The organism is Halopenitus salinus (assembly GCF_055397165.1).
The window spans coordinates 1,678,584-1,702,480 of the sequence record NZ_AP043853.1; the positions used below are offsets into that span (position 1 = coordinate 1,678,584).

General features: G+C 69.8%; 20 protein-coding genes and 1 tRNA gene. 3 read left to right on the forward strand and 18 right to left on the reverse strand.

Annotated elements, in window-relative coordinates:
- Positions 1-24: 24 nt before the first annotated feature.
- The 6 genes from ACZ5YD_RS10180 to ACZ5YD_RS10205 all read right to left on the reverse strand — a co-directional run bounded on the left by ACZ5YD_RS10180 (position 25) and on the right by ACZ5YD_RS10205 (position 4,078).
- Positions 25-1,002, reverse strand: a complete 978-nt coding sequence (locus ACZ5YD_RS10180; protein ID WP_379743556.1) for a Gfo/Idh/MocA family protein — start codon at positions 1,000-1,002, stop codon at positions 25-27.
- Positions 1,003-1,259: 257 nt separating this feature from the next.
- Positions 1,260-1,332: transfer RNA gene (locus ACZ5YD_RS10185), tRNA-Pro, on the reverse strand.
- A gap of 88 nt (positions 1,333-1,420) precedes the next feature.
- Positions 1,421-1,876: a CHY zinc finger protein gene (locus ACZ5YD_RS10190; RefSeq protein WP_379743553.1), complete on the reverse strand. Its 456-nt coding sequence runs from the start codon at positions 1,874-1,876 to the stop codon at positions 1,421-1,423.
- Between the two features lie 10 nt (positions 1,877-1,886).
- Positions 1,887-2,480: a tRNA (pseudouridine(54)-N(1))-methyltransferase TrmY gene (gene trmY / locus ACZ5YD_RS10195; RefSeq protein ID WP_379743550.1), complete on the reverse strand. Its 594-nt coding sequence runs from the start codon at positions 2,478-2,480 to the stop codon at positions 1,887-1,889.
- A gap of 6 nt (positions 2,481-2,486) precedes the next feature.
- Entirely contained in the window at positions 2,487-3,389 is a 903-nt protein-coding gene (pyrF, locus tag ACZ5YD_RS10200; RefSeq protein ID WP_379743547.1) for an orotidine-5'-phosphate decarboxylase, read from the reverse strand.
- A 77-nt stretch (positions 3,390-3,466) separates the two neighbouring features.
- A complete protein-coding gene (locus ACZ5YD_RS10205; protein ID WP_379743544.1) occupies positions 3,467-4,078 on the reverse strand; it encodes a VOC family protein in 612 nt (203 codons plus the stop codon).
- A gap of 125 nt (positions 4,079-4,203) precedes the next feature.
- On the opposite strand from ACZ5YD_RS10205, the gene hemB reads away from it, so the two are divergent.
- On the forward strand, positions 4,204-5,184 hold the full coding sequence (hemB, locus tag ACZ5YD_RS10210) for a porphobilinogen synthase (protein WP_379743541.1): 981 nt from the start codon (positions 4,204-4,206) through the stop codon (positions 5,182-5,184).
- 93 nt (positions 5,185-5,277) lie between these two features.
- On the opposite strand, the gene ACZ5YD_RS10215 is transcribed toward hemB, so the two are convergent.
- Positions 5,278-5,523 (reverse strand): ferredoxin, encoded by a 246-nt coding sequence (locus tag ACZ5YD_RS10215; protein WP_379743538.1) that lies wholly within the window; start codon positions 5,521-5,523, stop codon positions 5,278-5,280.
- 118 nt (positions 5,524-5,641) lie between these two features.
- Here ACZ5YD_RS10215 and ACZ5YD_RS10220 point away from each other — a divergent pair, with 118 nt between their 5' ends.
- Positions 5,642-7,030 carry a phosphoglucomutase/phosphomannomutase family protein gene (locus tag ACZ5YD_RS10220; protein ID WP_379743536.1) on the forward strand — a complete coding sequence of 463 codons (1,389 nt, stop codon included), beginning with the start codon at positions 5,642-5,644 and terminating at the stop codon, positions 7,028-7,030.
- A 145-nt stretch (positions 7,031-7,175) separates the two neighbouring features.
- Positions 7,176-7,919, forward strand: coding sequence for a DNA polymerase sliding clamp (locus tag ACZ5YD_RS10225; RefSeq protein ID WP_379743534.1), 744 nt, complete (start codon positions 7,176-7,178; stop codon positions 7,917-7,919).
- Positions 7,920-8,010: 91 nt separating this feature from the next.
- On the opposite strand, the gene ACZ5YD_RS10230 is transcribed toward ACZ5YD_RS10225, so the two are convergent.
- The 11 genes from ACZ5YD_RS10230 to ACZ5YD_RS10280 form a co-directional block, all read right to left on the reverse strand.
- On the reverse strand, positions 8,011-9,804 hold the full coding sequence (locus tag ACZ5YD_RS10230; protein ID WP_379743531.1) for a histidine kinase N-terminal 7TM domain-containing protein: 1,794 nt from the start codon (positions 9,802-9,804) through the stop codon (positions 8,011-8,013).
- A 106-nt stretch (positions 9,805-9,910) separates the two neighbouring features.
- On the reverse strand, positions 9,911-10,558 hold the full coding sequence (locus ACZ5YD_RS10235; RefSeq protein WP_379743529.1) for a DUF7474 family protein: 648 nt from the start codon (positions 10,556-10,558) through the stop codon (positions 9,911-9,913).
- A 103-nt stretch (positions 10,559-10,661) separates the two neighbouring features.
- Entirely contained in the window at positions 10,662-11,555 is an 894-nt protein-coding gene (locus ACZ5YD_RS10240; RefSeq protein ID WP_379743526.1) for an ABC transporter permease, read from the reverse strand.
- Complete coding sequence (locus tag ACZ5YD_RS10245) at positions 11,552-12,466, reverse strand: ABC transporter ATP-binding protein (protein WP_379743523.1); 915 nt, start codon at positions 12,464-12,466, stop codon at positions 11,552-11,554. The genes ACZ5YD_RS10240 and ACZ5YD_RS10245 overlap by 4 nt, the downstream gene beginning before the upstream one ends.
- A gap of 127 nt (positions 12,467-12,593) precedes the next feature.
- Positions 12,594-14,756 (reverse strand): NAD-dependent DNA ligase LigA, encoded by a 2,163-nt coding sequence (ligA, locus tag ACZ5YD_RS10250; RefSeq protein WP_379743520.1) that lies wholly within the window; start codon positions 14,754-14,756, stop codon positions 12,594-12,596.
- Between the two features lie 80 nt (positions 14,757-14,836).
- The gene (locus ACZ5YD_RS10255) at positions 14,837-15,583 is read right to left on the reverse strand and encodes a uroporphyrinogen-III synthase (RefSeq protein WP_379743517.1); all 747 of its coding nucleotides are present in this window, start codon (positions 15,581-15,583) and stop codon (positions 14,837-14,839) included.
- Positions 15,580-16,443 carry a uroporphyrinogen-III C-methyltransferase gene (gene cobA, locus ACZ5YD_RS10260; protein WP_379743514.1) on the reverse strand — a complete coding sequence of 288 codons (864 nt, stop codon included), beginning with the start codon at positions 16,441-16,443 and terminating at the stop codon, positions 15,580-15,582. The genes ACZ5YD_RS10255 and cobA overlap by 4 nt, the downstream gene beginning before the upstream one ends.
- Entirely contained in the window at positions 16,440-17,624 is a 1,185-nt protein-coding gene (gene hemC / locus ACZ5YD_RS10265) for a hydroxymethylbilane synthase (protein WP_379743511.1), read from the reverse strand. Before hemC ends, cobA begins: the two co-directional genes overlap by 4 nt.
- A gap of 111 nt (positions 17,625-17,735) precedes the next feature.
- Positions 17,736-19,079 carry a glutamate-1-semialdehyde 2,1-aminomutase gene (gene hemL, locus ACZ5YD_RS10270; RefSeq protein ID WP_379743508.1) on the reverse strand — a complete coding sequence of 448 codons (1,344 nt, stop codon included), beginning with the start codon at positions 19,077-19,079 and terminating at the stop codon, positions 17,736-17,738.
- 112 nt (positions 19,080-19,191) lie between these two features.
- On the reverse strand, positions 19,192-21,858 hold the full coding sequence (locus ACZ5YD_RS10275) for a DUF2298 domain-containing protein (protein WP_379743505.1): 2,667 nt from the start codon (positions 21,856-21,858) through the stop codon (positions 19,192-19,194).
- A gap of 113 nt (positions 21,859-21,971) precedes the next feature.
- Positions 21,972-23,642 carry an ammonium transporter gene (locus ACZ5YD_RS10280; protein WP_379743502.1) on the reverse strand — a complete coding sequence of 557 codons (1,671 nt, stop codon included), beginning with the start codon at positions 23,640-23,642 and terminating at the stop codon, positions 21,972-21,974.
- Positions 23,643-23,897: the final 255 nt, after the last annotated feature.

The window sequence follows — 23,897 nt, forward strand, 5'->3', positions numbered from 1 at the left end:
GTTCCCCGGTTATCCGGTAGTCTCTCACAGCGGGACCTGCTCGCCGGTCTCAACGCTCTCGTAGAGCGCGTCGATCACCCGCATGTTGTCGATCGAGTCCTGCCCGCCCGTCCTCGGCGTCTCCCCCGACTCGATACACTCGGAAAAGTGGTCGACCTCGTGGCGATACTGGTCCGCGGGATCGAACTCCTCGACGGCGTGGCGGCCGTCGACGTGGTACTCGAGCGTCGTCGAGACGTCGGTGGGCGCGTTGTAGGTCACCTCCCGCTCCGCCTCGATCCAGCCGTTTGCCCCCTCGATCCGGTAGCGCTGGACGTCCTGGGCGTCGAACGAACAGTCGAACTGGGCCAGGGCGCCGGAGTCGTACTCGAGGAGTCCGTCCATTCGGGTGTCGACGCCGCAGTCGCGCGCGTCGTGGGCGTACGCGAACGCCCGGTCGGGCTCCCCGAGGATCCACCGCGCGACGGAGACCGGGTAACAGCCGAGGTCCATCAGGCTCCCGCCGGCCAGATCGGGGTCGAGCCGGATGTCGTCGGGGTCCTCGAGCGGGAACTTCAACGTCCCGCTCACGTGGTGGACGTCCTCGAGCAGATCCCGAGCCAGCTCGCGGGCGCGCAGGTTCCGCGGGAGGTACCGGTACATGAACGCCTCCATCAGGACGACGTCGCGCTCGCGACAGTACTCGATGAGGTCCTTCGCCTCCGCGGCGTCGCTCGCGAGCGGCTTCTCACAGAGCACGTGTTTCCCGTGGTCCGCCGCGCGCTTCGACCACTCCGCGTGCATCGAGTTCGGGAGCGGATTGTACACCGCGTCCACGTTCGGCGCCTCGAAGAGCGCCTCGTAGGAGCCGTACGCGTCGGGGATCCCCAGGTCGTCCGCGACCGTCCGCGCCCGATCTTCACTCCGGGAAGCGATCGCCTGTACCGTGTGCTCGCCCCGTCTGACCGCCGGGATCAGGTCCTCCCTCGCGATCGCCGCGGTGCTGATGATGCCGAGTCGCATGGGTCCGGTGACTGATGGGGAGCTAATAAGGGTACCGTGGCATCCGGACTCCGAAACGCGGTTGCGACCACTCGACGACCGGGATTAACCACGAAAGAATGCGGGTAGTGGGCCGGCGCGAAATTCGAACTGGGCAAGACGGTCGCGCTCGCTTCCTTCGCGCGCTGCGACTTGCTGGCTCGAATTCGCGCCGGCGTGATTGACACACCCACTACGGACTCCTCGCTAACGCTCGTCGTTGCGAAGTGGGGTGAAAATGGGCCGGCGCGAATTCGAATCGCGGTTACGGCCACCCGAAGGCCGAAGGATACCAAGCTACCCCACCGGCCCGCGTTCGAAGACACGTCGCTCGGTCCTTTAACGCTTCCGAACCGCCTCGGATTCGGGTCCCCGCTCGTCGACGATCGCCGGACTCCGGTCAGTTCCTCGACTCGCCGTCCGCACGCTCCGTCGGCTCGAAGTACCGATCGCGGTGGGCGCGACACCCCGGATTGAACGCGGCGCCGCAGGCCGGACAGCGGTCATCACACTCGAGGTAGGCCGCGGCGCTCATCGCCTCGCCGCAGACCCCACACAGCACCGCCGGCTCGTCGAAGCGGTCGCGGGGCCACCGGACCGGCTCATGGTCGGTCGCCGCCTCGTGACACCGAAAACACGGGTAGTACGTCCCACAGCACGCGAACCGGAGCGCCACCACGTCGACGGCCTCGTGCCAGTGGGCACACCGCGTCTCCGGATCGACGTCGATCCCACGGAGCGGGACGGCGAAACGCTCGTCGAGATCGGGCTCGACCGTGGTTCGAGTTCGAGTTCGAGTTCGGGTTCGGGTTCGATCTCCCCCTTCGCCGCCGCCGTCGCCGTCGTTTCCGGTCATCGTCGGCGGATCAGTACGACGTGTATCCGCCGGTGTCGAGCCAGTTGTGTGCGACCGTGATCGCGTGGTCGGCGTGGAGGACCTCCGGGCCGACGCGCACCCGGCGGTCCGCGACGTCAGCGAGCACCTCGCGTTCCGCGTCGGTGAAGTCGCGGTGGTCCGAGAGAACGAAGACGGGGTCCTCCGGCGGCGTCTCATCGGCGAGCGGGCTGCCGTCCTCGTGTAACTGGACGATCGGGCCCTCGCGAGCGAGCCGATCGACGGTGGCCTCGAAGTCCATCCGGAGGATGTCGACGCCGGGCGAGACGTCGGCGGGCTGGTGGCCGATGGCCGACTCGCGTTCCGCGAACGCGTCCCGGATGCGCGCGGCGACGTTCCGCTCGTCCGGATGGAGGTGTCGCAGGTTCGCCGTGTCGAACCGCACGGTGTAGGCGTCGCCGCAGACGAGGTGGACCCGCACCGACTCCCGGATCCCGTGTGAGAGGAACACGGCGGCGCCGACGCTCCGGCAGAGCAGGTCGAGCCGCCCCGCGCCGGGGAGGTCGTCCAGCGGGATGTCGGGGGTCGTCGGGACCTCGTGGCCGACGATCACGAACTGGCGCATACGAGGTCACCGGAACTCGTTGAGTCGGCGTTTGAGACGCTTTGCCGACTCGCCGGCCGCCCGGAAGTAGGGCCCCTCGACCTCGCCGTCGCGTGCGGCCGTGACCTCCTCGCCCGCGAAGATGATCCCGCGCGAGGAGTTCACGAGCCCGACGTCGACGTCGTGGCCGTCCCGCGGGGCGAGTCCGAACTCGACTGCGGCCTCGGCGTCGCCGCCCTGGGCCCCGACGCCGGGGACGAGGAACGGGAGCGAGGGAACCGCCTCCCGGAGCGACTCGAGTTCATCGGGCGCGGTCGCGCCGACGACGAGGCCGACGTTGCCGTGCTCGTTCCACAGGTCGGCCAGGGCCGCGATCCGCTCGTAGACCGGCTCGCCGCTCGCGAGTTCCAGGTCCTGGATGTCGCTGCCGCCCGGATTCGAGGTGCGACACAGGACGAAGACGCCCGCCGTCTCCCGGTCGAGAAACGGCTGGAGCGAGTCGCGTCCCATGTAGGGATTGACCGTGATCGCGTCCGCGCCGAGATCGCCCTCCCCGTCGAGCGCGCTCGCGTACCGTCGGGTCGTGTTCCCGATGTCCGCGCGCTTGGCGTCGAGCAGGACCGGAACGCCCTTGCCGTGTGCGTAGGCGATCGTCTCCCGGAGCGCCCGCCAGCCGTCGGCGTCCTCGTAGAAGGCGGCGTTCGGCTTGTAGCAGGCCGCGTGCTCGTGTGTCGCGTCGATGATCCGCCGGTTGAACGCCCACCGCGGCAGGTCCGCGTCCGCGAGGAACGCCGGGATCCGGTCGGGATCCGGATCCAGGCCGACCGAGACGACGCTGTCGACGGCCGCGATCCGCTCCGCGAGCCGGTCGAAGAAGGCTCCGGCCGCATCACCGCCCGCGTCCCCATCCGTGTCCGTGTCGGTGCTCATCGGATCGGGATGGACGCCCCCGGCGAGTAAGCGTTTCCGTCCGTGGCAGTCGATCGACCGGGTCCGGACCGGGATCCCTACTCCACGCCGCCGACGCCGCTCGACGCCTCCGGCGTCTCGTTGCGGACGACCTCCATGCCGAGCGCCTCGATGGCCGCCTCCATGTGCTCGTCGTCGACGTACTCCGCGCCGGCCTCGACGCGGGCCTGCTGTGCGCGCGCGAGCACCTCGCCGCGGCGGTCGTCCGGGATCTCGTATTTGTCGACGGCGAGCTCGATCGTGAGGCCGTTGTTGTCGCGGGTGTAAAGCGAGTGGAACGCGCCGCGGTCGAACTCGTTGTAGCCGTATCCCGCCTCGTTCAGCGCCTCCTTTATCTCCTCGAGCCGGTCGGCCTCGATCGTGAACGCGAGGTGGTGGACGCCGCCGACCCCGGTCCGCTGGGGGTTGGCGTTCGAGGGCCGGTCGTCGGTGACGAAGAAGGTGAGGATCCGCCCGTCGCCGGTGTCGAAAAAGAGGTGGGTCACCTCGGGCTGGTCGAGGTTGGGCTGGCGCAACACGAGGGGCATCCCGAGCAGGTCGCGGTAGTACTCGATCGTGTCCTCGACGTTGCTGCCGATGACGGTGATGTGGTCCGTTCCGAGGGTGTGAATCGGGCTGTCCGGCCGGTCCGCGGTGACTTCCGGGTCCATGTTCGCTCCGTTGGGCCCCGAGGGCCTTCCCTGTACCGCCCGCGGCGAGCTATCACTTCGTTCATCCTCCCTTCGGCTCCGGCCGCGAGCGATCCTTAGAAGTCCGCGCGCGCCGAACGCCGCCCATGGACCTCACCGACCGGCCGCGCCGGCTGCGGACCGACGGCGTCAGGCCGCTCGTCGCCGAGACGTCGCTTTCGCCGACCGACCTGATCGCGCCGGTGTTCGTCGACGCCACGACGGACGAGCGCGTGCCGATCGACTCGATGCCCGGCCAGGAGCGCGTCCCGGTCTCTGCGGCCGGCGACCGAGTCGCCGAGATCGAGGAGACCGGCGTCGAGGCGGTCATCCTCTTCGGGATCCCCGAATCCAAGGACGCCGCCGGCACCCGGGCGTACGCGGACGACGGCGTCGTCCAGCGGGCCGCTCGCCGGATCGACGCGGAGACGGACGCCTACCTCGTCGGCGACGTCTGTCTGTGTGAGTACACGGATCACGGCCACTGCGGCATCCTCGAGGAGACGGCCGAGACCGACCCGACCCTCACCGTTCGAAACGACGAGACGCTCGATCTGCTCGTCCGCACGGCGGTCTCGCAGGCCGAGGCCGGCGTCGACATGATCGCGCCCTCCTCGATGACCGACGGGATGGTCGCCGCGATCCGCGAGGGGCTCGACTCGGCCGGATTCGAGCACGTGCCGATCATGAGCTACGCGGCGAAGTACGAGTCCGCCTTCTACGGCCCCTTCCGCGAGGCGGCCGACGGCGCGCCGGCCTTCGGCGATCGACGCCACTACCAGATGGATCCGGGAAACCGCCGCGAGGCGCTTCGGGAGGCCCGCCTCGACGCCGAGGAGGGCGCGGACGTGTTGATGGTGAAGCCCGCGCTCGCCTACCTCGACGTCGTCTCGGACCTCCGCCGGGAGTTCGATCACCCGATCGCGGCCTACAACGTCTCCGGCGAGTACGCCATGTTGCACGCGGCCGCGGAGAACGGGTGGCTCGACCTCGAGTCCGTCGCCCTCGAGTCGCTGTCCGCGATCAAACGCGCCGGCGCCGACCTGATCGTCACCTACTTCGCCGAGGACCTCGCCGAGCGGCTGTGACCGTCGGAGCCGCAGCCGTCACCTCTCGTCGACGACCCGACCCCCGCTCCCCCTCCTCCGTCTCGACCTCGTCCGACTCGATCCCCACTCCTCTCAGACGACCTGCTCCCCGTCGTCGTACACCTCGATCGCGTCGACCGGACAGACGCGTGCCGCGAACTCGGCCTCGAACTCCTCGCCTTCGGGGACCTCCAGTTCGTAGACCTCGACGTCCTCGTCCGGCCGCTCTCCCCCCTCGAGGTCGGCCTTCCCCTCGTCCATGTTCTTCGTGAACTTCCCCCACTCATCGACGCACTGATACATCCCGATGCAGGTGTCGCGATCGAAGACGACCTTCATACGCGGTGGTTCGCGGGAGGGACACATATCGGTGGCGACCGTCTCCCGAGGTGGGCTGTGTGCGGAGGACGCATCCCTGACCGATCAGTTATAAACCGCCCCGGCCGTCGGATCGACCATGGACGCCACGGACGCAGACCCGATCGCCTTCGGAACCGACGGCTGGCGTGCGACGCTCGACGTCTTCACCGACGATCGCGTCCGGATCGTCGCCCAGGCCGTCGCGGACCACCTCGAGGCAGCCGGGCGGTCGGACCCGGTGTTCGTCGGCTACGACGCCCGCGAGAGCTCCGAGGGGTTCGCCGAGCACATCGCGACCGTCCTCGCCGGCAACGGCTTCGAGGTCCTGCTTCCCGACCGCGACGTCCCGACCCCGGTCGTCGCCCACGCCGTCGTCGACCGCGGCCTCTCCGGCGCCTGCATGGTGACGGCGTCGCACAACCCGCCGGAGTACAACGGCGTGAAGTTCATCCCCCACGACGGCGCGCCGGCGCTGCCGGAGGTGACGGAGGACGTCGAGTCGAGACTCCGCGAGCCGGACCTCCTCCCCGCGGACGAACGGGCGCCGATCCGCCGGTGTGACCCGACCGCCGCCCACGCCGAGGCGGTCCGGGACCGGGTCGGCACCGACCTCTCCGGGCTCACCGTCGTCTACGACGCGATGCACGGCAGCGGCCGCGGCGTCACGGACCGGCTGCTTGCGGACGCCGGCGCCGAGGTCGTTCGGCTCCGCTGTGACCGGGATCCGACCTTCGGCGGTACTCCGCCCGAGCCGAGCGCGGAGAACCTGCACGCGCTCGCCGATGAAGTCCGCGAACGCGACGCCGACCTCGGGATCGCCAACGACGGCGACGCCGACCGGATCGCCGTCTGTACGCCCGATCGCGGCGTCGTCGACGCGAACCGACTGTTCGCTTTGTGCTACGACTCCCTCCTCGAGTCCGAGACCGGCGCCGCGGTCCGCAGCGTCCCCACGACGTTCCTGATCGACCGGATCGCCGACGCCCACGGCGAGACCGTCCACGAGACGCCGGTCGGGTTCAAGTGGGTCGCCAGGGAGATGGCCGACCACGACGCGCTCGTCGGCGGCGAGGAGTCCGGCGGCTTCTCGATCCGCGGTCACGTCCGCGAGAAGGACGGCGTCCTCGTGGGGCTGCTCGCGGCCGCGGCGGCCCTCGAGGAGCCGCTCGACGACCGTCTCGACCGGATCGCCGCCGAGTACGGCGAGATCCACACGGACCGGACGAGCGTGCCGTGTCCGAACGACCGAAAGGACGCGGTGATGGCGGGGCTCTCGGAGCGGATCCCCGACGACGTCCTCGGCCGGGGGATCGACCGCGTCGTGACCCTGGACGGGTTCAAACTCCTCTTGGAGGACGGTTCCTGGCTGCTCGTGCGCCCCTCCGGGACGGAGCCGAAGCTTCGCGTCTACGCCGAGGCCGAGAAGGCCGAGCGCGTCGAGGCGCTGCTCGCGGCCGGCCGCGATCTGATCGAGCCGTTGCTATAGGCCGCCGGGGCGTCCCTACGGGTGATGGGCGTCCCTACCCACGGGTGACGGGCCTCCCTACAGGTGATCTCACACGCGACGCGCGCGAAGAGAAATAGATCGGATCGCGGGTCTTTTTAGGCCATTACGCCGTAGCGGTCCGTATATGTTCAAGGCCATCGTGAGTGCGTCGACGCTTCAGGACGCGCTCGACTCCGTGAGCGTGCTCGTCGACGAGTGTAAGGTCCGCCTGAACGAGGAGGAACTCGCCATTCGGGCCGTCGATCCCGCGAACGTCGGCATGGTCGACCTCTCGCTCGAGGCCGCGGCCTTCGAGTCCTACGAGGCGGACGGCGGCGTCATCGGCGTCAACCTCGCGCGGCTGCAGGACATCGCCGGGATGGCCAACTCGGGCGACCTCGTCCACCTCGAACTCGACGAGGAGACCCGAAAGCTCCACATCCAGATCGACGGGCTCTCCTACACCCTCGCGCTCATCGACCCCGACTCGATCCGCCAGGAGCCCGACATCCCCGACCTCGACCTCCCCGCGGAGATCGTCTTAGAGGGCGCCCAGATCGACCGCGGCATCACGGCCGCCGACATGGTCTCCGATCACATCCGCCTGCGCGTCGACGAGGCCGCGGAGACCTTCTACATCGAGGCGGAGGGCGACACCGACGACGTCGACCTCGCGCTCGAGCGCGGCGACCTCATCGACCTCACCGCCGGCCCCGCCGACTCGCTGTTCTCGCTCGACTACCTCAAGGACATGAACAAGGCGATCCCGAAGGACGCCGAGGTCGTCGTCGAGCTGGGCGAGGAGTTCCCCGTCAAGCTCCACTACTCCTTCGGCGAGGGGATGGGCAACGTGACCTACATGCTGGCGCCGCGGATCCAAAGCGAATAGTCGGCTCACGAGCGGTCGACTCACGAGTGGCCGACCGACCCCGGGTCGTCGATCCGTCGGATCGCCGCTCGTTCCTCGAGGCGGGTGACCGTCATTCCGACGTATCCGTCGTATCCGTCGACGTGTCGTCCTCCATCGGTAGCCGCAGCGTCGCGACCGTCCCCCGCGGATCGCGGTCCGCGAACGTCGCCTCGGCGCCGATCGCCGCGGCCGCCCAGTGGACGATCCACAGCCCGAGTCCCGACCCGTGTTCGAGCGCCGTCTCCCGGCCCGCCTCGATCGCCTCGATCTCGTGATCGGGGATTCCGGGGCCGTCGTCCACGACGCGGATGACGGGCCCGCCGTCCGATCGATCGAGGACGACCCGCGCCCACGCACCGCCGTCCGGTCGTTCCGTTCCCGCGCCGTCGTGGTGGCGAAGCGCGTTCTCGAGGAGGTTCGAGACGGCGGCCGAGAGGGCCTCCTCCGGCACCGACGCGACCGGATCCGACTCCGGGTCGACGCCCGGTCCCCGCTCGAGGTTCACCGTCGCGTCCGGGAACTCCTCTTCGGCCTCCGCGACGGCTCGCTCGAGGTGCGCCAACAGCGCCACCGGCCGTGACGGCTCACCCTCGATCAGCGTCTCCACGGTCCGTGCCTTCTCGCCGAGCGCGGTCAGCGCGCCCGCGCGACGTTCGATCGCGTCCGCCATTCGGTGGTTCTCCCCCTCGAGGCGGTCCGCGAGCAGCTCGCCGTAGCCGCGCACCACCCCGGCGTCGTTTCGCAGGTTGTGTCGCAGGATCCGGTTGAGCACCTCGAGCTGCTGGCGCCGCCGCTCGCGCTCCGTCACGTCCCTGAAGATCGCGGTGTATCCGACGTGGGTTCCGGCGGGATCCGAAAGCGGAGACACGGAGACCGCGAACGTGGCTCGTCCGCCGGCGCTCGCGCCGTTCCAACTGCCCCCGACGTCTCCACCCCTCTCGACTCGCCGCTCGATCGTCGCCTCCTCGCCGACGTCCGGCAGATCGCCCCCGACGACCGTCGCTATCGGCCGATCGATCCCCTCGTCGGGGTCGAACCCGAAGGCGTCCGCGAACGCGCGGTTCGTCCTCGCGATCCGACCGTTCGGGTCGACCACCGCGAGCGGGTCGGCGAGGTCGTCGATCGCAGTGCGCTCGGCCGCCCGAACGGTCGTGGGGTTGCGCGCGAACAGCTCGCCGCGGCCGAACGCGTAGGCGTCCAGCACAACGTGCGGGATGAACATGATCGGCGCGAGGTTGAGCTGGGGAACCGGGCCGACGCCGAAGGCCCACGCGAGGAGCGCCAGCCCGGGCGGCAGCGCGCTGACGGCGACGGCCGCGGCCTCCCGCCGGAACAGCGGGCCGTAACTCGCCACCGTGTCGACGAGGAGCCCGACGGCCACGACCACCGCCAGGGTCGCGATCCCGAGGGTGAGAACCGCGGCCGGCGCCAGCGTGTATGAGACGGTGGCCGACCGAAGCACCGGATCGAGTTCGAACCCGGTCCACATCGCCCCGTGGAGGGGGTTCGAGAGAACGAGCACCGACGCGACGACGCCGAAGGCGACGAACGCCCCGTACCCCCGCCCCCACACCACGTCGCCGCGGCCGGTGTACTCGAGCGCGAACGCGAGGAAGGTGAGCCCGGTCCAGACGATCCCGACCCACGAGACCATCTCGAGAACCAGACGGACGCCGGGATCGTAGACGAGGAGGCCGACCCCGTATGCGAGACACCACCCCGCCTGCGCGAGCAACACGGCGAGGAACCAGTTCGCTCCCGGCTTCCCGCGGTGGGCGAGGACGCGCGCGACGAGCGCGAGACTCGCGACGGCGGCGGCGATCGACCCGATCGCGGGCCACGGCAGCGTCGCGACCTCGACCATACCCTCGCGAGGACGGGCGGCCTGCTAAAGGTGTCGTGCGCCTCGATCGGATCCGGACGTCGCTGCGGCTCGTCGGTTTCGCTCCCGATCTGCCGTTCCCTCTCTCCTACCCGTGACGCTCGATGACGCGCTTTGCGGCCTGGGCCTTCTCCTTCCAGCCGTAGCCCGCCTCGTAGACGTGGCGTTTCGAGTCGACGAGCTCGCCCGGCGACGACTCCTCGAAGCCGCCGCGGTCCCACGCGCCCGACTCGTGGAGCCACTCGATCACGTTCTCGCGCGTCTCCGACCAGGAGAGCCCGACCATCTCGTACCACGCGACCATCGCGAAGACGGCGTTGTCGTGACACCCCGGAACCGATCCGTGTTCGTAGATCGTCCGAACCGGATCGCGGGTCGGCTCGGAGACGAGTTCCTTGAACTCCGCCGCCGTGAGCAGCCGCAGCTCGCCACCGTCGTCCGATTCGGACTCGTTCACCACCTCCCGATCGATCCCCTCGCCCCCGCCGTCTCGAACCACGCGATTCCCGCGTTCGAGCGTTCCGAGCGCGGCCCGGTGGAGCCCCGACCACTCGCCGGGAACCGCCTCGCGGAGATCGGACTCGTCGATCCCCGCGGGAGCGCGCGTCAACACCGCAAGCAGGTCCGTGTAGGCCCGCTCGATCGTCGGCCAGTCGACCCCCTCGAACTCGCAGTCGGCCTCGTGGAGGCTGTTCGTGGTCCGACAGCCGGGACACGGGTACTGAAACGTCGCCACTACCCCACCGTTGGTCCCGGCGGAAATAGGGTTTTCGCGAGCGAGACGCGAGCCCGGTCGGGGCTCGCGTGCCCCGGGGCCCCGTGGTCCCCGGACCTACCCCTCAGAGGTCCTGTCGCTCGAACAACACCATCCCGACGTAGACGGGGACGACGAACCACAGCGCGAGCAGCCCGGCGACGAACGGGTCGGTGAAGTAGACCGGGAGCTCGTCGCCGAGCGCCTCCGCCGCCGCCGGATCGAAGAAGATGAAGAACCCGAACAGCTGCTGGCGAGCCTCCATCTGTGTCGAAAGCAGCGAGTCGACGAGCGTCTTGTAGGCCGCGGTCGGGTTGAGCAGCTTGAAGCCCAACTCGATCAGATAGCGCTGTTGGACGCTCGCGCCCGCGTACTCCTGAAGCGCCGATGCGATCCGCGAGGCCGCGGTCCCCCAGAAGACGTTCGTCAGGACGAACAGCCCGACCGACCCGACCATCGCCTGTCTGTCGCTTTCGGCGGCGGCGGAGATGCCGACGGCCAGCCCGACGAAGACGACGCCGAGGAGGACCGTCAGGAACGCGAAGGCGACGAACTGCCCGATCGCCTGTCCGCTCGTGGCCGGGATCAACACGAGGCCGGCCGCCAGGAAGCCGACGGCGATGGGCAACGCGACCACCGCGGACCGTCCGATGACCTTCCCGAGGACGACGTCCGCGCGCGAGTGGGGAAGCGACAACAACAGCTTCAACGTTCCGCTTTCACGCTCGCGGGTGATCGACGCGTAGCCGACGACGATCGCGATGATCGGCACGAGCACCGCCGTCCCCTCCTTCATGAACTGGACGAACAACACGACGATGCTCGTCGCCTCCGCGGCGTCGCCGAGCCCGACTCCCAACGTGTACCGGATCAACGCCGGTCCGGCGAACGTCACGACGAAGAGCGCGGAGAGGACCCAGATCCACCGCGATCGCACCGCGTCCTGGAAGTCCTTTCGCGCGACGGCACGGAAGCTCATTCGGCCACCTCCCCCTCGGTGTAGGCGAGAAAGAGGTCCTCCAGGGACGCCTCCGTGGTCTCGAAGTCCTGGACGACTACGCCCGCGTCCTCCAGGGCCGCGATCACGTCCGTCTTCACGCCGCTTTCACAGCTCACGCGGACCGTTTCGCCGTCGGTCTCCGCGCTCGCGACGCCCTCGATCGCCCGGACCGACTCGAGGTCCGACTCCGTCGCGGCGTCGACGGTGATCGCGAGCGTCTCGTCGCCGCCGACCGCCTCCCGGAGCCCCTCGATCGAGTCCTCCGCGATGAGCCGTCCCTCCCGCAGGATTCCGACCCGGTCACAGACCGCCTCGACCTGTCCGAGGACGTGCGAGGAGAAGAAGACGGTCGCTCCTCGGTCGGCCTCGGCCTCGACGATCTCGCGCATCTCCCTCGCGCCGGCGGGATCGAGCCCGGAGGAGGGCTCATCGAGGATGAGGAGCTCGGGCTCGCCGACGAGCGCCATCCCGAGCGCGAGCCGCTGGCGCATCCCCTTCGAGTAGCCGCCGGCCGGCCGGTCGGCGTCGCCCGCGATGCCGACGCGCTCGAGGATCGCCTCCGGATCGGCGTCGACCTCCTTCGAGTCGATCGCGAACTCGAGGTGCTGTCGTCCGCTCAGCCGGTCGTAGACGCCGAACCCCTCCGGAAGCACGCCCGTCTTGCGGCGGACGGCGACGCTTTCGGCCTGCGCGTCGTGGCCGAGCACGCGAACCGACCCGGAGCTCGGGCGGACGAAATCGAGGATGGCGTTGATGGTCGTCGACTTTCCGGCCCCGTTCGGGCCCAGAAAGCCGTAGATCTCGCCCTCCCGGACCGCGAGATCGAGGTCCTCGACGGCGGTCACGTCGCCGAACCGCTTCGTGACGCCGGAGAGATCGATGGCTGTCATACCACCGGATCCCTCCCGTTCGGATAAAGGGTTGTGGGTGTCGACTCGAGGGTCGACGGGACGCACTCTCGGGGCGCTGCGGCGGCCGCTCGATCATTCGTCATTCCGACGGCCGGTCGATCCCCCATCACTTCGGCGGCCACTCGATCCCCCGTTCGGCCAACAGCCCCTCGAACGCCTCCTCGTCGATCGTCTCCACGCCGTGTGCCTCCGCGTCCCGTCGCTTGCTCGTACCGGGACTCTCGCCGATCACGAGGTAGTCGGTGTTGCCGGAGACGCTGCCGGTCGCGCTCCCGCCGTGACGCTCGACGAGGTCCTCGGCCTCGCCCCGGGGAACGGAGAGGCTTCCCGTGAAGACGATCGTCACGTCCTCGAGTTCCGTTCCGCCCGCCGCTCCCGTCTCGCCGTACGGTTTCGGGTCGACGCCGAGATCGCGAAGCTCGGCGATCGTCTCGCGGTTCCGCTCCCCGTCGAGGAACTCCCGGATCTCCGCCGCGACGGTCTCGCCGACGTCATCGACCGATCGAAGCTCCTCCTCGGAGGCCGAAAGGAGCGCGTCGAGCGTGCCGAAGTGCTCGGCCAGGTTGCGGGCGGTCGTCGCCCCGACGTCGGGGATCCCGAGCGCCGCCAGGAAGTCGGGAAGCGGCGGCTCCGTCGTCGCCTCGAGCTGTTCGAGGAGGTTCTCGGCGCTCGTCTCTCCCCACCCCTCCAGTTCCGCGAGCGCCTCCCGATCGAGCCGGTAGAGGTCCGCGAGCGACTCGACGAGCCCCGCCTCCCGGAGCTGCGTGACGGTCTCGGGACCCAACCCCTCGATGTCGAGCGCGTCGCGACGCGCCCAGTGTTCGACCGCGCGTTCGAGCTGTGCCGGACAGCCGAGCCCGCCGGTGCAGTAGGCGATCGGGCCGTCGCGTTCCACCGGCGAGTCACAGACCGGACACCTCTCCGGGAACTCGAAGGCCCCCTCGGATCGCTTCTCCACGACTGCGGGGACGTAAGGGATGACGTCTCCGGCCCGGTAGATCCGAACGACGTCCCCGACGTTCACGTTCAGCGTCTCGATCTCCGCGGGGTTGTGCAGCGTCGCCCGCGAGACGGTCACGCCGCCGACGTCGACCGGTTCGAGCAGCGCCACCGGGGTCAACCGTCCGGTTCGGCCGACCTGGATCACGACGTCCTCCACCGTGGTGGTCTCGGTCCGCGGCGGGAACTTGTAGGCGAACGCCCACCGGTAGGACCGCGAGGTCGTTCCGAGCGCCTCCCGGGCGTCGAGGTCGTTCACCTTGATCACCGTCCCGTCGATCTCGTAGTCGAGATCGTCGCGCACCTCCTGTAGTCGATTCCGGTAGGCGATCGCGTCCTCGATCTCCCCCGTGAGTTCGATCCGGTCGTTTCGCCGCAGCCCCAACGACTCGATCGTCGACAGCGCCTCGAACTGGCTCTTCGGACGTGCGAGTTCCGAATCGGAGCCGTCCTCCCAGGCGAGCACGTCGAAGAAGAAGACGTCGAGCGGCCGCTCGGCCACGACGTCTGGATCGAGCTGTCTGAGCGTTCCCGCGGCGGCGTTTCGCGGGTTCGCGAACGGTTCCTCCCCGCGTTCTTGCAGCTCCTTGTTGTACTCGGCGAAGGCCTCCCGCGGCATGTAGACCTCGCCGCGGACGGCCAGAAACGACGGCAATCGGTCGGGGTCGCCGCGAAGCCGCTGTGGCACCGATCGGATCGTTCGGACCTGTTCGGTCACGTCGTCGCCCGTCGTCCCGTCCCCCCGCGTCGCCGCCCGAACGTACTCGCCGTCCTCGTAGACCACCTCGATCGAGAGGCCGTCGAACTTCGGCTCGCAGACGTACTCGACCGCCTCGGGGTCGAACCCGGACTCATCCAACTCCCGCCGGACCCGCTCGTCGAACTCGTGGACGTCCGCGGCGTCCGTGGTCTGGTCGATCGACAACATCGCCGCGGCGTGTTCGACCGACTCCAGCTCGTCGACCGGCGCCCCGCCGACGCGCTGGGTCGGGGAGTCCGACGTTCGCAGATCGAACGCGTCCTCGAGATCCCGGAGGCGCTCGAAGAGGGCGTCGTAGGTCGAATCCGAGACGATCGGCTCCGCCTCGACGTAGTAGCGGTAGTCGTGTTCTCGGATCGCCTCGCGAAGCTGCTCGGCCTGTGCCTCCGCCGCCGACTCCGAGAGATTCTCGACGGGCTCGAAGTCGGTCGGCGGATCGAGCACGTAGGGGTTCTCCGCGGGATCGGCGTACCGTTCGGCCTCCCCCGTTCCGGCTGCGTCCTCGCTCATGATCCCACCTGTGACCGCCATCGTGTAAAAGGGGTCGTGCTCGGCCGGCTTGCCCAGCTCGTCCCGGCCGTTCGCTCGCGCTACTCGCGATAGCTCGGCGCCGCCCGCTCGACGACCGCCGTCGCGAGCGCGTCGAAGGTCGCCTCCTCCGGAACCACGTCGACGTCGATGCCGTGCGATTCCGCCGTCTCGCGTGTCGGATCGCCGATCGCGCCCACGATGGTCGCGGAGAGTCCCTCCCGTGCGTCCTCCTCGATCCCGCGGTCGGCGGCCGCCTCGAGGAAGTGTTCGACGGTGAGCGAGGAGGTGAACGCGGCCGCCTCCAGCTCGCCGTCGGCGGCGAGCTCGGTCGACCGCCCGGCGTCGGCGGGGCGGACGAGCCGGTAGAGCACCGTCTCGTGGACGTCCGCGCCGGCCGCGCGCAGCCCGTCGGTGAGCACGTCGCTGCCGTGGTCCGATCGCGCCACCTCGATCCGGACCCCATCGACGGAACCCTCGAGCGCCGTGACGAGCCCGGCGGAGGTGTACTCCTCGGGGACCAGGTCCACCTCCCAGCCGACCCCGCGGGCCGCCTCGGCGGTCGCCGGCCCGATCGCGGCGAGCGTGGTCCCCGGATCGGGTTTCCAGCCCCGATCGGCGGCCAGTTCGACGCCCGTCTTGCTCGTGAGAACGACGTACGGCGCGTCCTCCGGAGTCCGTCCGGTCGCCTCGACCGCCAGCATCGGGTCCGGGACCGGATCGCCCCCCAGCGAGGAGAGCAGCTCGACCGCGTCGTCGATCCGCTCGTCGTCCGGCCGGAAGACCGCGACGCGAACCCGTCGGCTCACGCCCGGTCACCGTCCGTGGACGCGTCGCCGCGTCCCTGATCGTTCCCGCCCTCGCCGTCGATCGGCGCCGCGGTCGGGTTCTCCAGGAAGTCGACGACCCGCGAGCGGGTCGCCGCCACCTCGCCGATGACGGTGATCGCGGGCGGCTCGATACCCGCGGAATCGCGCGCCTCGACGATCGTCTCGAGGGTTCCCGTCGCGACCCGCATGCCGGGGCGGGTCGCCCGTTCGACGAGCGCGACCGGCGTGTCGGGGTCCGTCCCCGCCTCCAGGAGCGCGTCGACGTACTCGGGGAGCTTCCCCACGCCCATGAGGACGACGAGGGTGCCCCCGGTGGCCGAAAGCGCCTCCCAGTCGACGGCCGACTCGGGCTTCGTCGGGTCCTCGTGGCCGGTGACGAACGAGACCGAGGAGGCGTGATCGCGGTGGGTGACCGGGATCCCTGCGACGCCAGGTCCGGCGATCGCCGAGGTGATCCCCGGGACCACCTCGAAGGGGACGGACGACGCGGCGAGATGTTCCATCTCCTCGCCGCCGCGGCCGAAGACGAACGGGTCGCCGCCCTTCAGTCGGACGACCCGTCTCCCCTCGCGCGCGAGTTCGACCATGCGCCGGTTCGTGTACTCCTGGGGCGTCCACTCGCCGCCGGCTCGCTTCCCGACGTCCTCGCGTTTCTCCTCGGGGATCGCCTCGAGGATCTCCGGCCCCGGCAGCTTGTCGTGGAGGACGACGTCGGCCGACTCGAGCAGGTCGCGGGCTCGAACCGTCAGCAGCTCCGGGTCTCCCGGTCCGGAGCCGACGAGATACACCTTTCCGGACGCGTCCTCGGAGGCGTCCGCGGGTATCGAGTCGTCGCTCATCGCTCCTCGCTTTCGGGGTCCGCTCGACCCGGTTCGTCCTCGCGGTTCTCCCGGACGGATCCCTCGTCTCCGTCCGATTCGGCCGCCTCGCGGGCACGCTCTATCAGCTCCGCCGCTCCCTGCTCGGCGAGATCCTGCGCAAACGCCACCGCGTCCTTCGTGTATCGTTCGACGTCGAGATCACGCGTCTCCGCGATCTCCTCCGTGCCGTCCGGCGAGAGCACGCGGACGTTCGTCCGGACGTAGGAGCCCTGAACGATCGCGTTGATCCCGATCGGCGCGATGCACCCCCCGCCGAGTTCCGCGAGGATCGTCCGCTCCGCGGTGGTCTCCACGCGGGTCCGGGGGTGGTCGACGGCCTCGCGGACCGTCTCGATCACGTCGGGGTCGGACGCGACGACCGCGATGGCACCCTGGCCGGCCGCCGGCACGAACTCCTCGCGGTCGAGCCGAACGGTCGGGACCGAGTGCAGCAGGTTCGACCGCCGGAGGCCGGCCTCCGCGAGCACGAGCGCGTCGTACTCGCGGTCGACCTCCCGCTCCATCGCCGCCCGCTCGAGGTCCGAAAGCGAGTCGAACCACTCCTCGATCGTTCGGTCGAACGCGTGTTCTTCCCCTCCGTCGCCGCCTCCCCCGCTCTCCGCGGTCGCGGCCGTCTCCTCCGCGCGCGCGTCCATCCGCGCCTCGTGCTCGCGCTGGAGCGTGGGGGCGAGCAGCTTCTCGAGTCGAGTGTCGACGTTGCCGCGTATCGCCTCGACCTCGAGATCCGGCCGCGCGGCGCGGATCTGGGCCGTCCGGCGCAGCGATGCGGTCCCGACCACGGAGCCGGGATCGAGATCCGACAGATCGCTTCCGTCCGCGGTCACGAGCACATCCCCCGCCGGCGCGCGCCGCGGGACGCCCGCGACGACGAGGTCGTCCATCCCCTCCGTCGGGACGTCCTTCAGCGAGTGGACGGCGAGGTCCGCCTCGCCGGAGAGCACCTCCTCGTCGAGCGAGCGGACGAACGCCCCGGTCCGCCCCAGCTCGTGGATGAGGGCGTCCGGGATCCGGTCGCCGCGGGTCTCGACCGTCCGGATCTCGACCTCGCGGCGCCGGCTCGCGAGCGCGTCCTCCACCGCCGTCGCCTGCCTCACGGCGAGATCGGAGCCGCGCGTGGCGAGCCGAAGGGTCTGGGTCATACCCGAAGGGTGGCGCCCGGGCGTGAAAAGGCCTCCAGTTTCCGGTCGCGGGGCGCCCGTCTCCGGTCGACGCGCCCGGCCCGCAGCGCGTCGATCTGGAGCGCGTGTTCGTCAGAGTGCGTGCTTGTACGCCTCGAGCGTCTCCTCGACGTCCTCGTCGGTGTGGGCGTAGGAGACGAACTGGCTCTCGAACTGGTTGCCCGTAAGGAGGATCCCGCGTTCCTTCATCTCCTGGCGGAAGACCCGCTCCCATCGGTCCGTCCCCGCGCGGGCGACGTCGGCGCCCGTCTTCGGGCAGTACTCGTAGCGGGGACAGTCGGGATCCTGTCTGCACCCGGCCGTACAGCACTCCCCGAGGTCGGACCGCGCCGGCCCCTCGCGGGTGAAGATCGTCTTGAACAGCGAGTCGGTTCCGACGACCGTGTAGGAGGGCGCCTGGTCCGCACAGATCTCCGTGATCCCCTTTCGGAGTCGACGGCCCAGATCGTTCACGTGCTCGTAGACGTCGTGTTCGGCCGCGTACTCGAGGTAGGCCTTGCCGGCCGCCATCGTCACCGGGTGTCCGGAGAAGGTTCCCGCCTGGAAGACGTCGCCGGACGGGGTGAACGACTCGATGATCTCCGCGCGGCCGCCGATGGCGCCGACGGGGAAGCCCCCGCCGACGATCTTGCCGAAGGTCGTGACGTCCGGGGTCACGCCGAACTTCCCCTGGGCACAGCTCAATCCGCCGACCCGGAAGCCGGTGATGACCTCGTCGAAGACGAGGAGCGAGCCGTGCTCGTCACACAGCTCCCGGAGCGTCTCGTGGTAGCCGTCGACCGGCATCACGATCCCCATGTTCGCGAGGATCGGCTCGACGAGCACGGCGGCGATGTCCTCGCCGTGTTCCTCGAACACCTCTCGGGCGGCCTCTGGGTCGTTGAACGGCACCGGCAGCGTGTGTTTCGCGAACTCCTCGGGGACGCCGGCGGTCGAGGGGCTCGGGTCGTCGGCGTCGCCCTCGACGAGCGTCGACTCCTGGGCGCCGTGGTAGCCGCCCTGCATGATCACGACCTTGTCGCGGCCGGTGTAGCCCCGCGCGAGCCGCACCGCGGAGACGGTGGCCTCCGTCCCGGAGTTGACGAACCGGACCTGCTCGACGCTCGGGACGTGGCGGGCGAGGAACTCCGCGTGTTCGACCTCGACCTCCGTCGGCGCCCCGTACATCGGCCCGTCGGCGGCGGCCGACTGGATCGCGGCGGTCACGGACTCCGGGACGTCGTGGCCGTAGAGCAGGGGTCCATAGCCCATCACCCAGTCGACGTACCGGTTGCCGTCGGCGTCGATCACGTGGCCCCCCTCGCCCCGCTCTATGAAGACGGGATACGGGATCGTCGCCCGGACCGAGGAGTTGACGCCGCCCGGCATGACCGAGAGTGCGCGATCGTACAGCGCGCGCGAGCGCTCGTGGTTCATGTCCCTCCCTTCGGGGGAGGGGAGAAAAGACGTTACGTTCGTCCGGTGGCCTCGCCGCCCCCCCGACCGAATACGTTCGTGTCCGCGCTTCGGGCGTCACCGTCTCGGTTCGTCACTGGATCAGGTCGATCTGTACCTCGCCGTCCTCGTGGACCCGATCGATCGGAACGCCGAGGTCCAGCCGCACCCGAACGGTATCGCCGGGACCCAGGCGAACCGGCTCGTGAGCACGCGCGTGCTCCTCGCCCGCGGTCGCCTCCACCGTCGCGAGTCCGGATCGGATTCGCGGTGGTTCGCTCGCGGCGCTCCCGTCCGTTCCGTTCTCCCCCGCCTCGTTCACGATCGTGAGTTCCATCACGAGGTGACCCGACTCGTCCTCCCGGAACTCCCAGTCGTCGACGGAGAGGGTCCGGTTCTCCGAGTCCTCGGCGAGTTCGAGGTCGTACCCCGGCGTCTCCGCGTGGTCGACCCGATATATCCGGACCCCCTCGTTCTCGAAGACGCGTTCCATCCCGTCCATCGACCCGAACGCGACGGTCCGGTCGTAGGCCTCCCGCTCGGCGCGGCCGACCCAGACGTACTCGACGTCGTAGTTCTCGAGTAGCGTCCCGACCACGACAGGGTCGCCCGTGTACATCCGGTCGACGTGTGTGGCGCGCCGCTCGAACGCCTCGTCGCCCCGGTAGCCGCGCTGGTGATCCCAGCCGACCACGGTCGGCAGTCCGGTGAACGTCGAGGCCACGGATCCCCACGTGTAGCTTTGACGCGTCGGGGCCTCGAGCACGGTCGGAGTCCCCTCCCGCTCGTCGAGCCACTGGAGCGCCGCGAGCTGGTCGGGGTACCACCGCTCGTGGCCATCGAACCCGTCGATCGTCGGGTCGCTCGGCGGGTCGCCGAGCTCCTGGCCGACCACGAGCGCCGGGAAGACTGCACTCGCCATCAGCACGCACCCGACCGCGAGAACCGCCGCGAGTCCCGGAAGGCGATCGCGTGCCGGGGTGCCGCCCCCGAGGCTCCCGTTGCGTTTCTCCCCCGCCACACGCAGCCGCTCGCGTCCCCACGCGAACAGCCGGGTGGCGACGATCCCGGCGGCGATCGCCGACAGCGTCCACGCCTGGATGGCGACCTTGAGCGTCGTGTTCCAGCGGTCGAACTCCGGGGGCCACACGCGCGCGTGGACCAGCTCCATCGACAACACCAGCCCGACGCCCGCCAGAAGCAGCGTCGTTTCGAACCCGGATCCATCGTCGAAGCGAACGACCGCGTAGCCGGCGAGGAGGAGCCCGCCACAGACCGCGAGCGCCGGGAACGCGAACGGGCCGACGAGCAGCCCCGCGAGGACGGCTCCCGCGGCGAGGACCGCGACCGTCCGCGACCGTGACCCGAGATCGAGCGTCGGCGCCGCCCGCCACCGCCACCCGAGGAAGGCGGCGAAAAGCAGGAACGGCCCGCCGTACAAAAGCAGGAGGCCGACCAGTTCCGTTCGCGGCGGGAACAGCCCGATGCCGTCGTTCGTCGGCGTCCCGCCCAACAGGAACGGGGACGCCGCAGCGATCGAGAGCCCGCCGACTGCCGCCCCGGTCGCCGTCCCGAACAGGAGCCTCGATACCTCCCCGAGCGGCGTTCCGTCCTCGTCGATCCCGTCCGGCAGCGCCGTCCGGATCCGACCTCCCGGCGCGAGAAGCGTGATCGGGTGTGCCGGCGCGGTGATCAGTCCCAGCCAGGCGAGCCCGACCGCCGTCGGCAGCGCCCAGGTGTTCGTCACGCCGAGCCACCCGCCGACGAGCGGGATGCCACAGCCGAGGAGGAGCAACCGCCGCCGCCGATCCTCGGCCGGCGTCAGGTAGTAGGCGTACGCGAGCCCCGCGGCGAGAAGCAGGAAGCCGGTCGTGATCGTGTGGCCGTGGTGGTCGCCCTTCACGAACGAGTACAGCGGCGTCTCCTGGAGGGTGCCGGGAACCACGTATCGTGCGTCCCACCACGTCCACGTCCAGGGATTCGACTGCGCCAGAACCGCCTCCTCGTAGGCGTCCCTGATCGCGCCGAAGACCGGCGCGCCGTACCGGATCGCGGTCTCCTCGGGGAGGAGTCCGTACGCGAGCCGAACCGGCGTCGTGACGGTTCCCGCGAGCGCGACGAGGAAGGCGCTCGCCGCGCCGGCGCCCCGTCTGGAGACGCCGCTTCGGTCGGCGATCGCGCCGGCGAGCCCGTAGGCCGTGGTCGCCAGGACGCCGAAGTACGTGGCGAGCGCGAGGTTGTACGCGTACCGCAGCTCGACGCCGCCGACCGTCGCCATCGTCGCGGTCGTGGTGTGGCCGCCGTAGTAGTACCGCAGCGGCTCGCCCGCGAACCACATGTCCTCCGGCGGCAGCGCGGGGGCGCGCGAGACGGCGTTCAACACGCCGAAGTGCAGGAACTGCTCGCCTCCCTGTGGAGTTATCGTCGGGGACGCGGTCCGCAACGCGAGCGCGAACCCCATCGCGAGCGCGAACACGCCGGCGACCTCCGCCGCCCGCCGGGGTGCGGGACGGTGTCCCCGCGCGAACGCGACGGCGCCGGCGGCGACCGGGATCGAAACCACGATGACCGCGACGGCGGGTCCGTATCGGAGCTGGCCGATCCAGACCGCGCTCAGCCCGACGCTCACGATGGAGAGGGGAAGCGCGAACGCCGCTCCCCTGTCCGGCAGCGTCGGCCAGACGAGCGCACAGACCGGCAGCGCGGCCACGTACAGGACCGCACAGACGAGAAGCCACCGGGCGATCTGGAGAAGCTCCATTCGATCCGGACGCGTCGCTCAGCGGAGTTAAGTGCTTTCTCCTCTGCGGCCCTCGTCGGGCGAAAAATGGGACGTTCGAGCGTTCGGTCGGCCGGCGTTCGGTCCGAAGCGGCTCAGACCGCCTCGGGACCCACGTCGCCGGTGCGCACCTGCAGCGCGTCCTCCACGGGCATGATGAACACCTTGCCGTCGCCGGGCTCGCCGGTGCTTGCGGCCTCGCGGATCGCGTCCGCGACCTCGCCGGCCGGGACGTCGGCGACGACGCACTCGACCTTCACCTTCTGGTGGAGGTCGACGACGTACTCCTCCCCGCGCCACTGGCCCTTCTTTGCGGGCTGGGAGCCGCGACCGGAGACGTTCGTGACCGTGAGCGAGGGCGCGCCGACCTCGGCGAGCGCGCTCTTTACCGCGCCGAGCTTCTCGGGGCGGACCACGGCGGTGACCATCTTGATCTCCGAACCCTCCTCCTCGCCGCCGTCGGCGCGCACGCCGGCGTTGCCGCCGTCGGCCGCCATCGGCTTGCCGAACTCGGGGTAGGTGTCGACGCCGTGTTCGCTGACGTCGAGCCCCTCACGCTCGTGTTCGGGCGTCACGCGGGCCTGGCCGGCCGCCTTGAACGCGCCGAAGACGACCGCGGTCGCGGCGACCGTCCAGACCGTGATGACCGCCACGCCGACGATCTGCGCGACGAGCAGGCTCATCGAGAACCCGTTCACGTGGACGAACGGCAGCGCGAGCACGCCCAGCACGCCGGCGGAGCCGTGTACCGGAAAGACCGCACAGACGTCGTCGATCTTCAACGTGTCCGAGACGAACTCGAAGACGAACGGAAGCTGCAGTCCCGCCAGCAGCGCGACGAGCATGGCGCCCCACCAGGTGACCACGTCGGCGATCCCGGTGACCGCGACGAGCCCGGCGAGCAGCCCGTTCGCCACGTACAGCGTGTCGACCTTCCCGTTGACCGCGATGGAGGCGATCGACGAGCCGATGGCGCCGCAGGCCATGCCGACCGTGGTCGCCAGCGCGACGCGTCCGACGACCGCGTAGCCGTCGAGGACGAGTTCGCCGTTGTCGACCGCGAAGACGGTCGCGGTCGTGCCGACGTTGAACCCGTACCAGCCGAAGGCCAACACGAGCGTGCCGAGCACGGCGAAGGTCAGCGAGTGGCCGGGAATGACGTTCGTCGAGCCGTCCTCCGCGTAGCGGTCCAGGCGCGGACCCAACACGTAGGCGGCCGTGAGCCCGGCGATGCCGCCCATGCCGTGGACGATCATGCCGCCGGCGAAGTCGTGGAACCCGAGCCCGGCGAGGAAGCCGCCGGCCCAGGTGAACCCGACGACGACCGGGTAGATGATCGCCGAGAGGAGGACCGTGTACCCGACGTACGCGCGGAGCTTCGCGCGGCCGGCGACCGCGCCGGAGACGATCGTCGCCGCCGTCATCGCGAAGACGGCGCCGAACAGCCAGCTGTTCACCCAGGCGCCGTCGGACGCGGTCATCGCCGCGGTCAACGCGCCCAGGCTGTAGGACCCGCCGCCGGTGAGCCCGCCGGTGATCGCCTCGACGCCGAAGCCGACGAAGAAGTAGGCCACGATCCCCACGCTCCAGGTGAGCAGGTTCTTCGTCAGCTGGTTGGCGACGTTCTTCGCGCGCACCTGTCCGGCCTCCAGCATGGCGAAGCCGGCGTGCATGAAGAAGATGAGGAAACACGCCACCGCGACCCACATCAGGTTCACGCCCTCCGCGATCACGGCGGGATCCACCTGCGCGAGCAGTCCGCTCATTCGGTGATCCCCTCCCCGAGACGGGTGCTTGGTTTACGTTCCGGTACTATTCCGATCGGTTCGTCCGTGTTCGTGTTGCGAATCACGTTTCGACTGGGGTAGTTGGATGTATATAAATCCTTGAGTTAAAATATGTGGATATATTTTGAAATAGAACAACATTCGTCATATATTAGATCGAATAAGGTCAATATAAGGACGTAAATCGGACGATCGGGACACAAATGTTGCCGTAGAATCCAACGATCGTTTTGT

Excerpts from the sequence above, each read along its gene's own strand:
- ACZ5YD_RS10180 (WP_379743556.1), bottom strand. The coding sequence starts at position 1,002 with ATGCGACTCGGCATCATCAGCACCGCGGCGATCGCGAGGGAGGACCTG.
- ACZ5YD_RS10190 (WP_379743553.1), bottom strand. The coding sequence starts at position 1,876 with ATGACCGGAAACGACGGCGACGGCGGCGGCGAAGGGGGAGATCGAACC.
- trmY (WP_379743550.1), bottom strand. The coding sequence starts at position 2,480 with ATGCGCCAGTTCGTGATCGTCGGCCACGAGGTCCCGACGACCCCCGAC.
- pyrF (WP_379743547.1), bottom strand. The coding sequence starts at position 3,389 with ATGAGCACCGACACGGACACGGATGGGGACGCGGGCGGTGATGCGGCC.
- ACZ5YD_RS10205 (WP_379743544.1), bottom strand. The coding sequence starts at position 4,078 with ATGGACCCGGAAGTCACCGCGGACCGGCCGGACAGCCCGATTCACACC.
- hemB (WP_379743541.1), top strand. The coding sequence starts at position 4,204 with ATGGACCTCACCGACCGGCCGCGCCGGCTGCGGACCGACGGCGTCAGG.
- ACZ5YD_RS10215 (WP_379743538.1), bottom strand. The coding sequence starts at position 5,523 with ATGAAGGTCGTCTTCGATCGCGACACCTGCATCGGGATGTATCAGTGC.
- ACZ5YD_RS10220 (WP_379743536.1), top strand. The coding sequence starts at position 5,642 with ATGGACGCCACGGACGCAGACCCGATCGCCTTCGGAACCGACGGCTGG.
- ACZ5YD_RS10225 (WP_379743534.1), top strand. The coding sequence starts at position 7,176 with ATGTTCAAGGCCATCGTGAGTGCGTCGACGCTTCAGGACGCGCTCGAC.
- ACZ5YD_RS10230 (WP_379743531.1), bottom strand. The coding sequence starts at position 9,804 with ATGGTCGAGGTCGCGACGCTGCCGTGGCCCGCGATCGGGTCGATCGCC.
- ACZ5YD_RS10240 (WP_379743526.1), bottom strand. The coding sequence starts at position 11,555 with ATGAGCTTCCGTGCCGTCGCGCGAAAGGACTTCCAGGACGCGGTGCGA.
- ACZ5YD_RS10245 (WP_379743523.1), bottom strand. The coding sequence starts at position 12,466 with ATGACAGCCATCGATCTCTCCGGCGTCACGAAGCGGTTCGGCGACGTG.
- ligA (WP_379743520.1), bottom strand. The coding sequence starts at position 14,756 with ATGAGCGAGGACGCAGCCGGAACGGGGGAGGCCGAACGGTACGCCGAT.
- cobA (WP_379743514.1), bottom strand. The coding sequence starts at position 16,443 with ATGAGCGACGACTCGATACCCGCGGACGCCTCCGAGGACGCGTCCGGA.
- hemC (WP_379743511.1), bottom strand. The coding sequence starts at position 17,624 with ATGACCCAGACCCTTCGGCTCGCCACGCGCGGCTCCGATCTCGCCGTG.
- hemL (WP_379743508.1), bottom strand. The coding sequence starts at position 19,079 with ATGAACCACGAGCGCTCGCGCGCGCTGTACGATCGCGCACTCTCGGTC.
- ACZ5YD_RS10275 (WP_379743505.1), bottom strand. The coding sequence starts at position 21,858 with ATGGAGCTTCTCCAGATCGCCCGGTGGCTTCTCGTCTGTGCGGTCCTG.
- ACZ5YD_RS10280 (WP_379743502.1), bottom strand. The coding sequence starts at position 23,642 with ATGAGCGGACTGCTCGCGCAGGTGGATCCCGCCGTGATCGCGGAGGGC.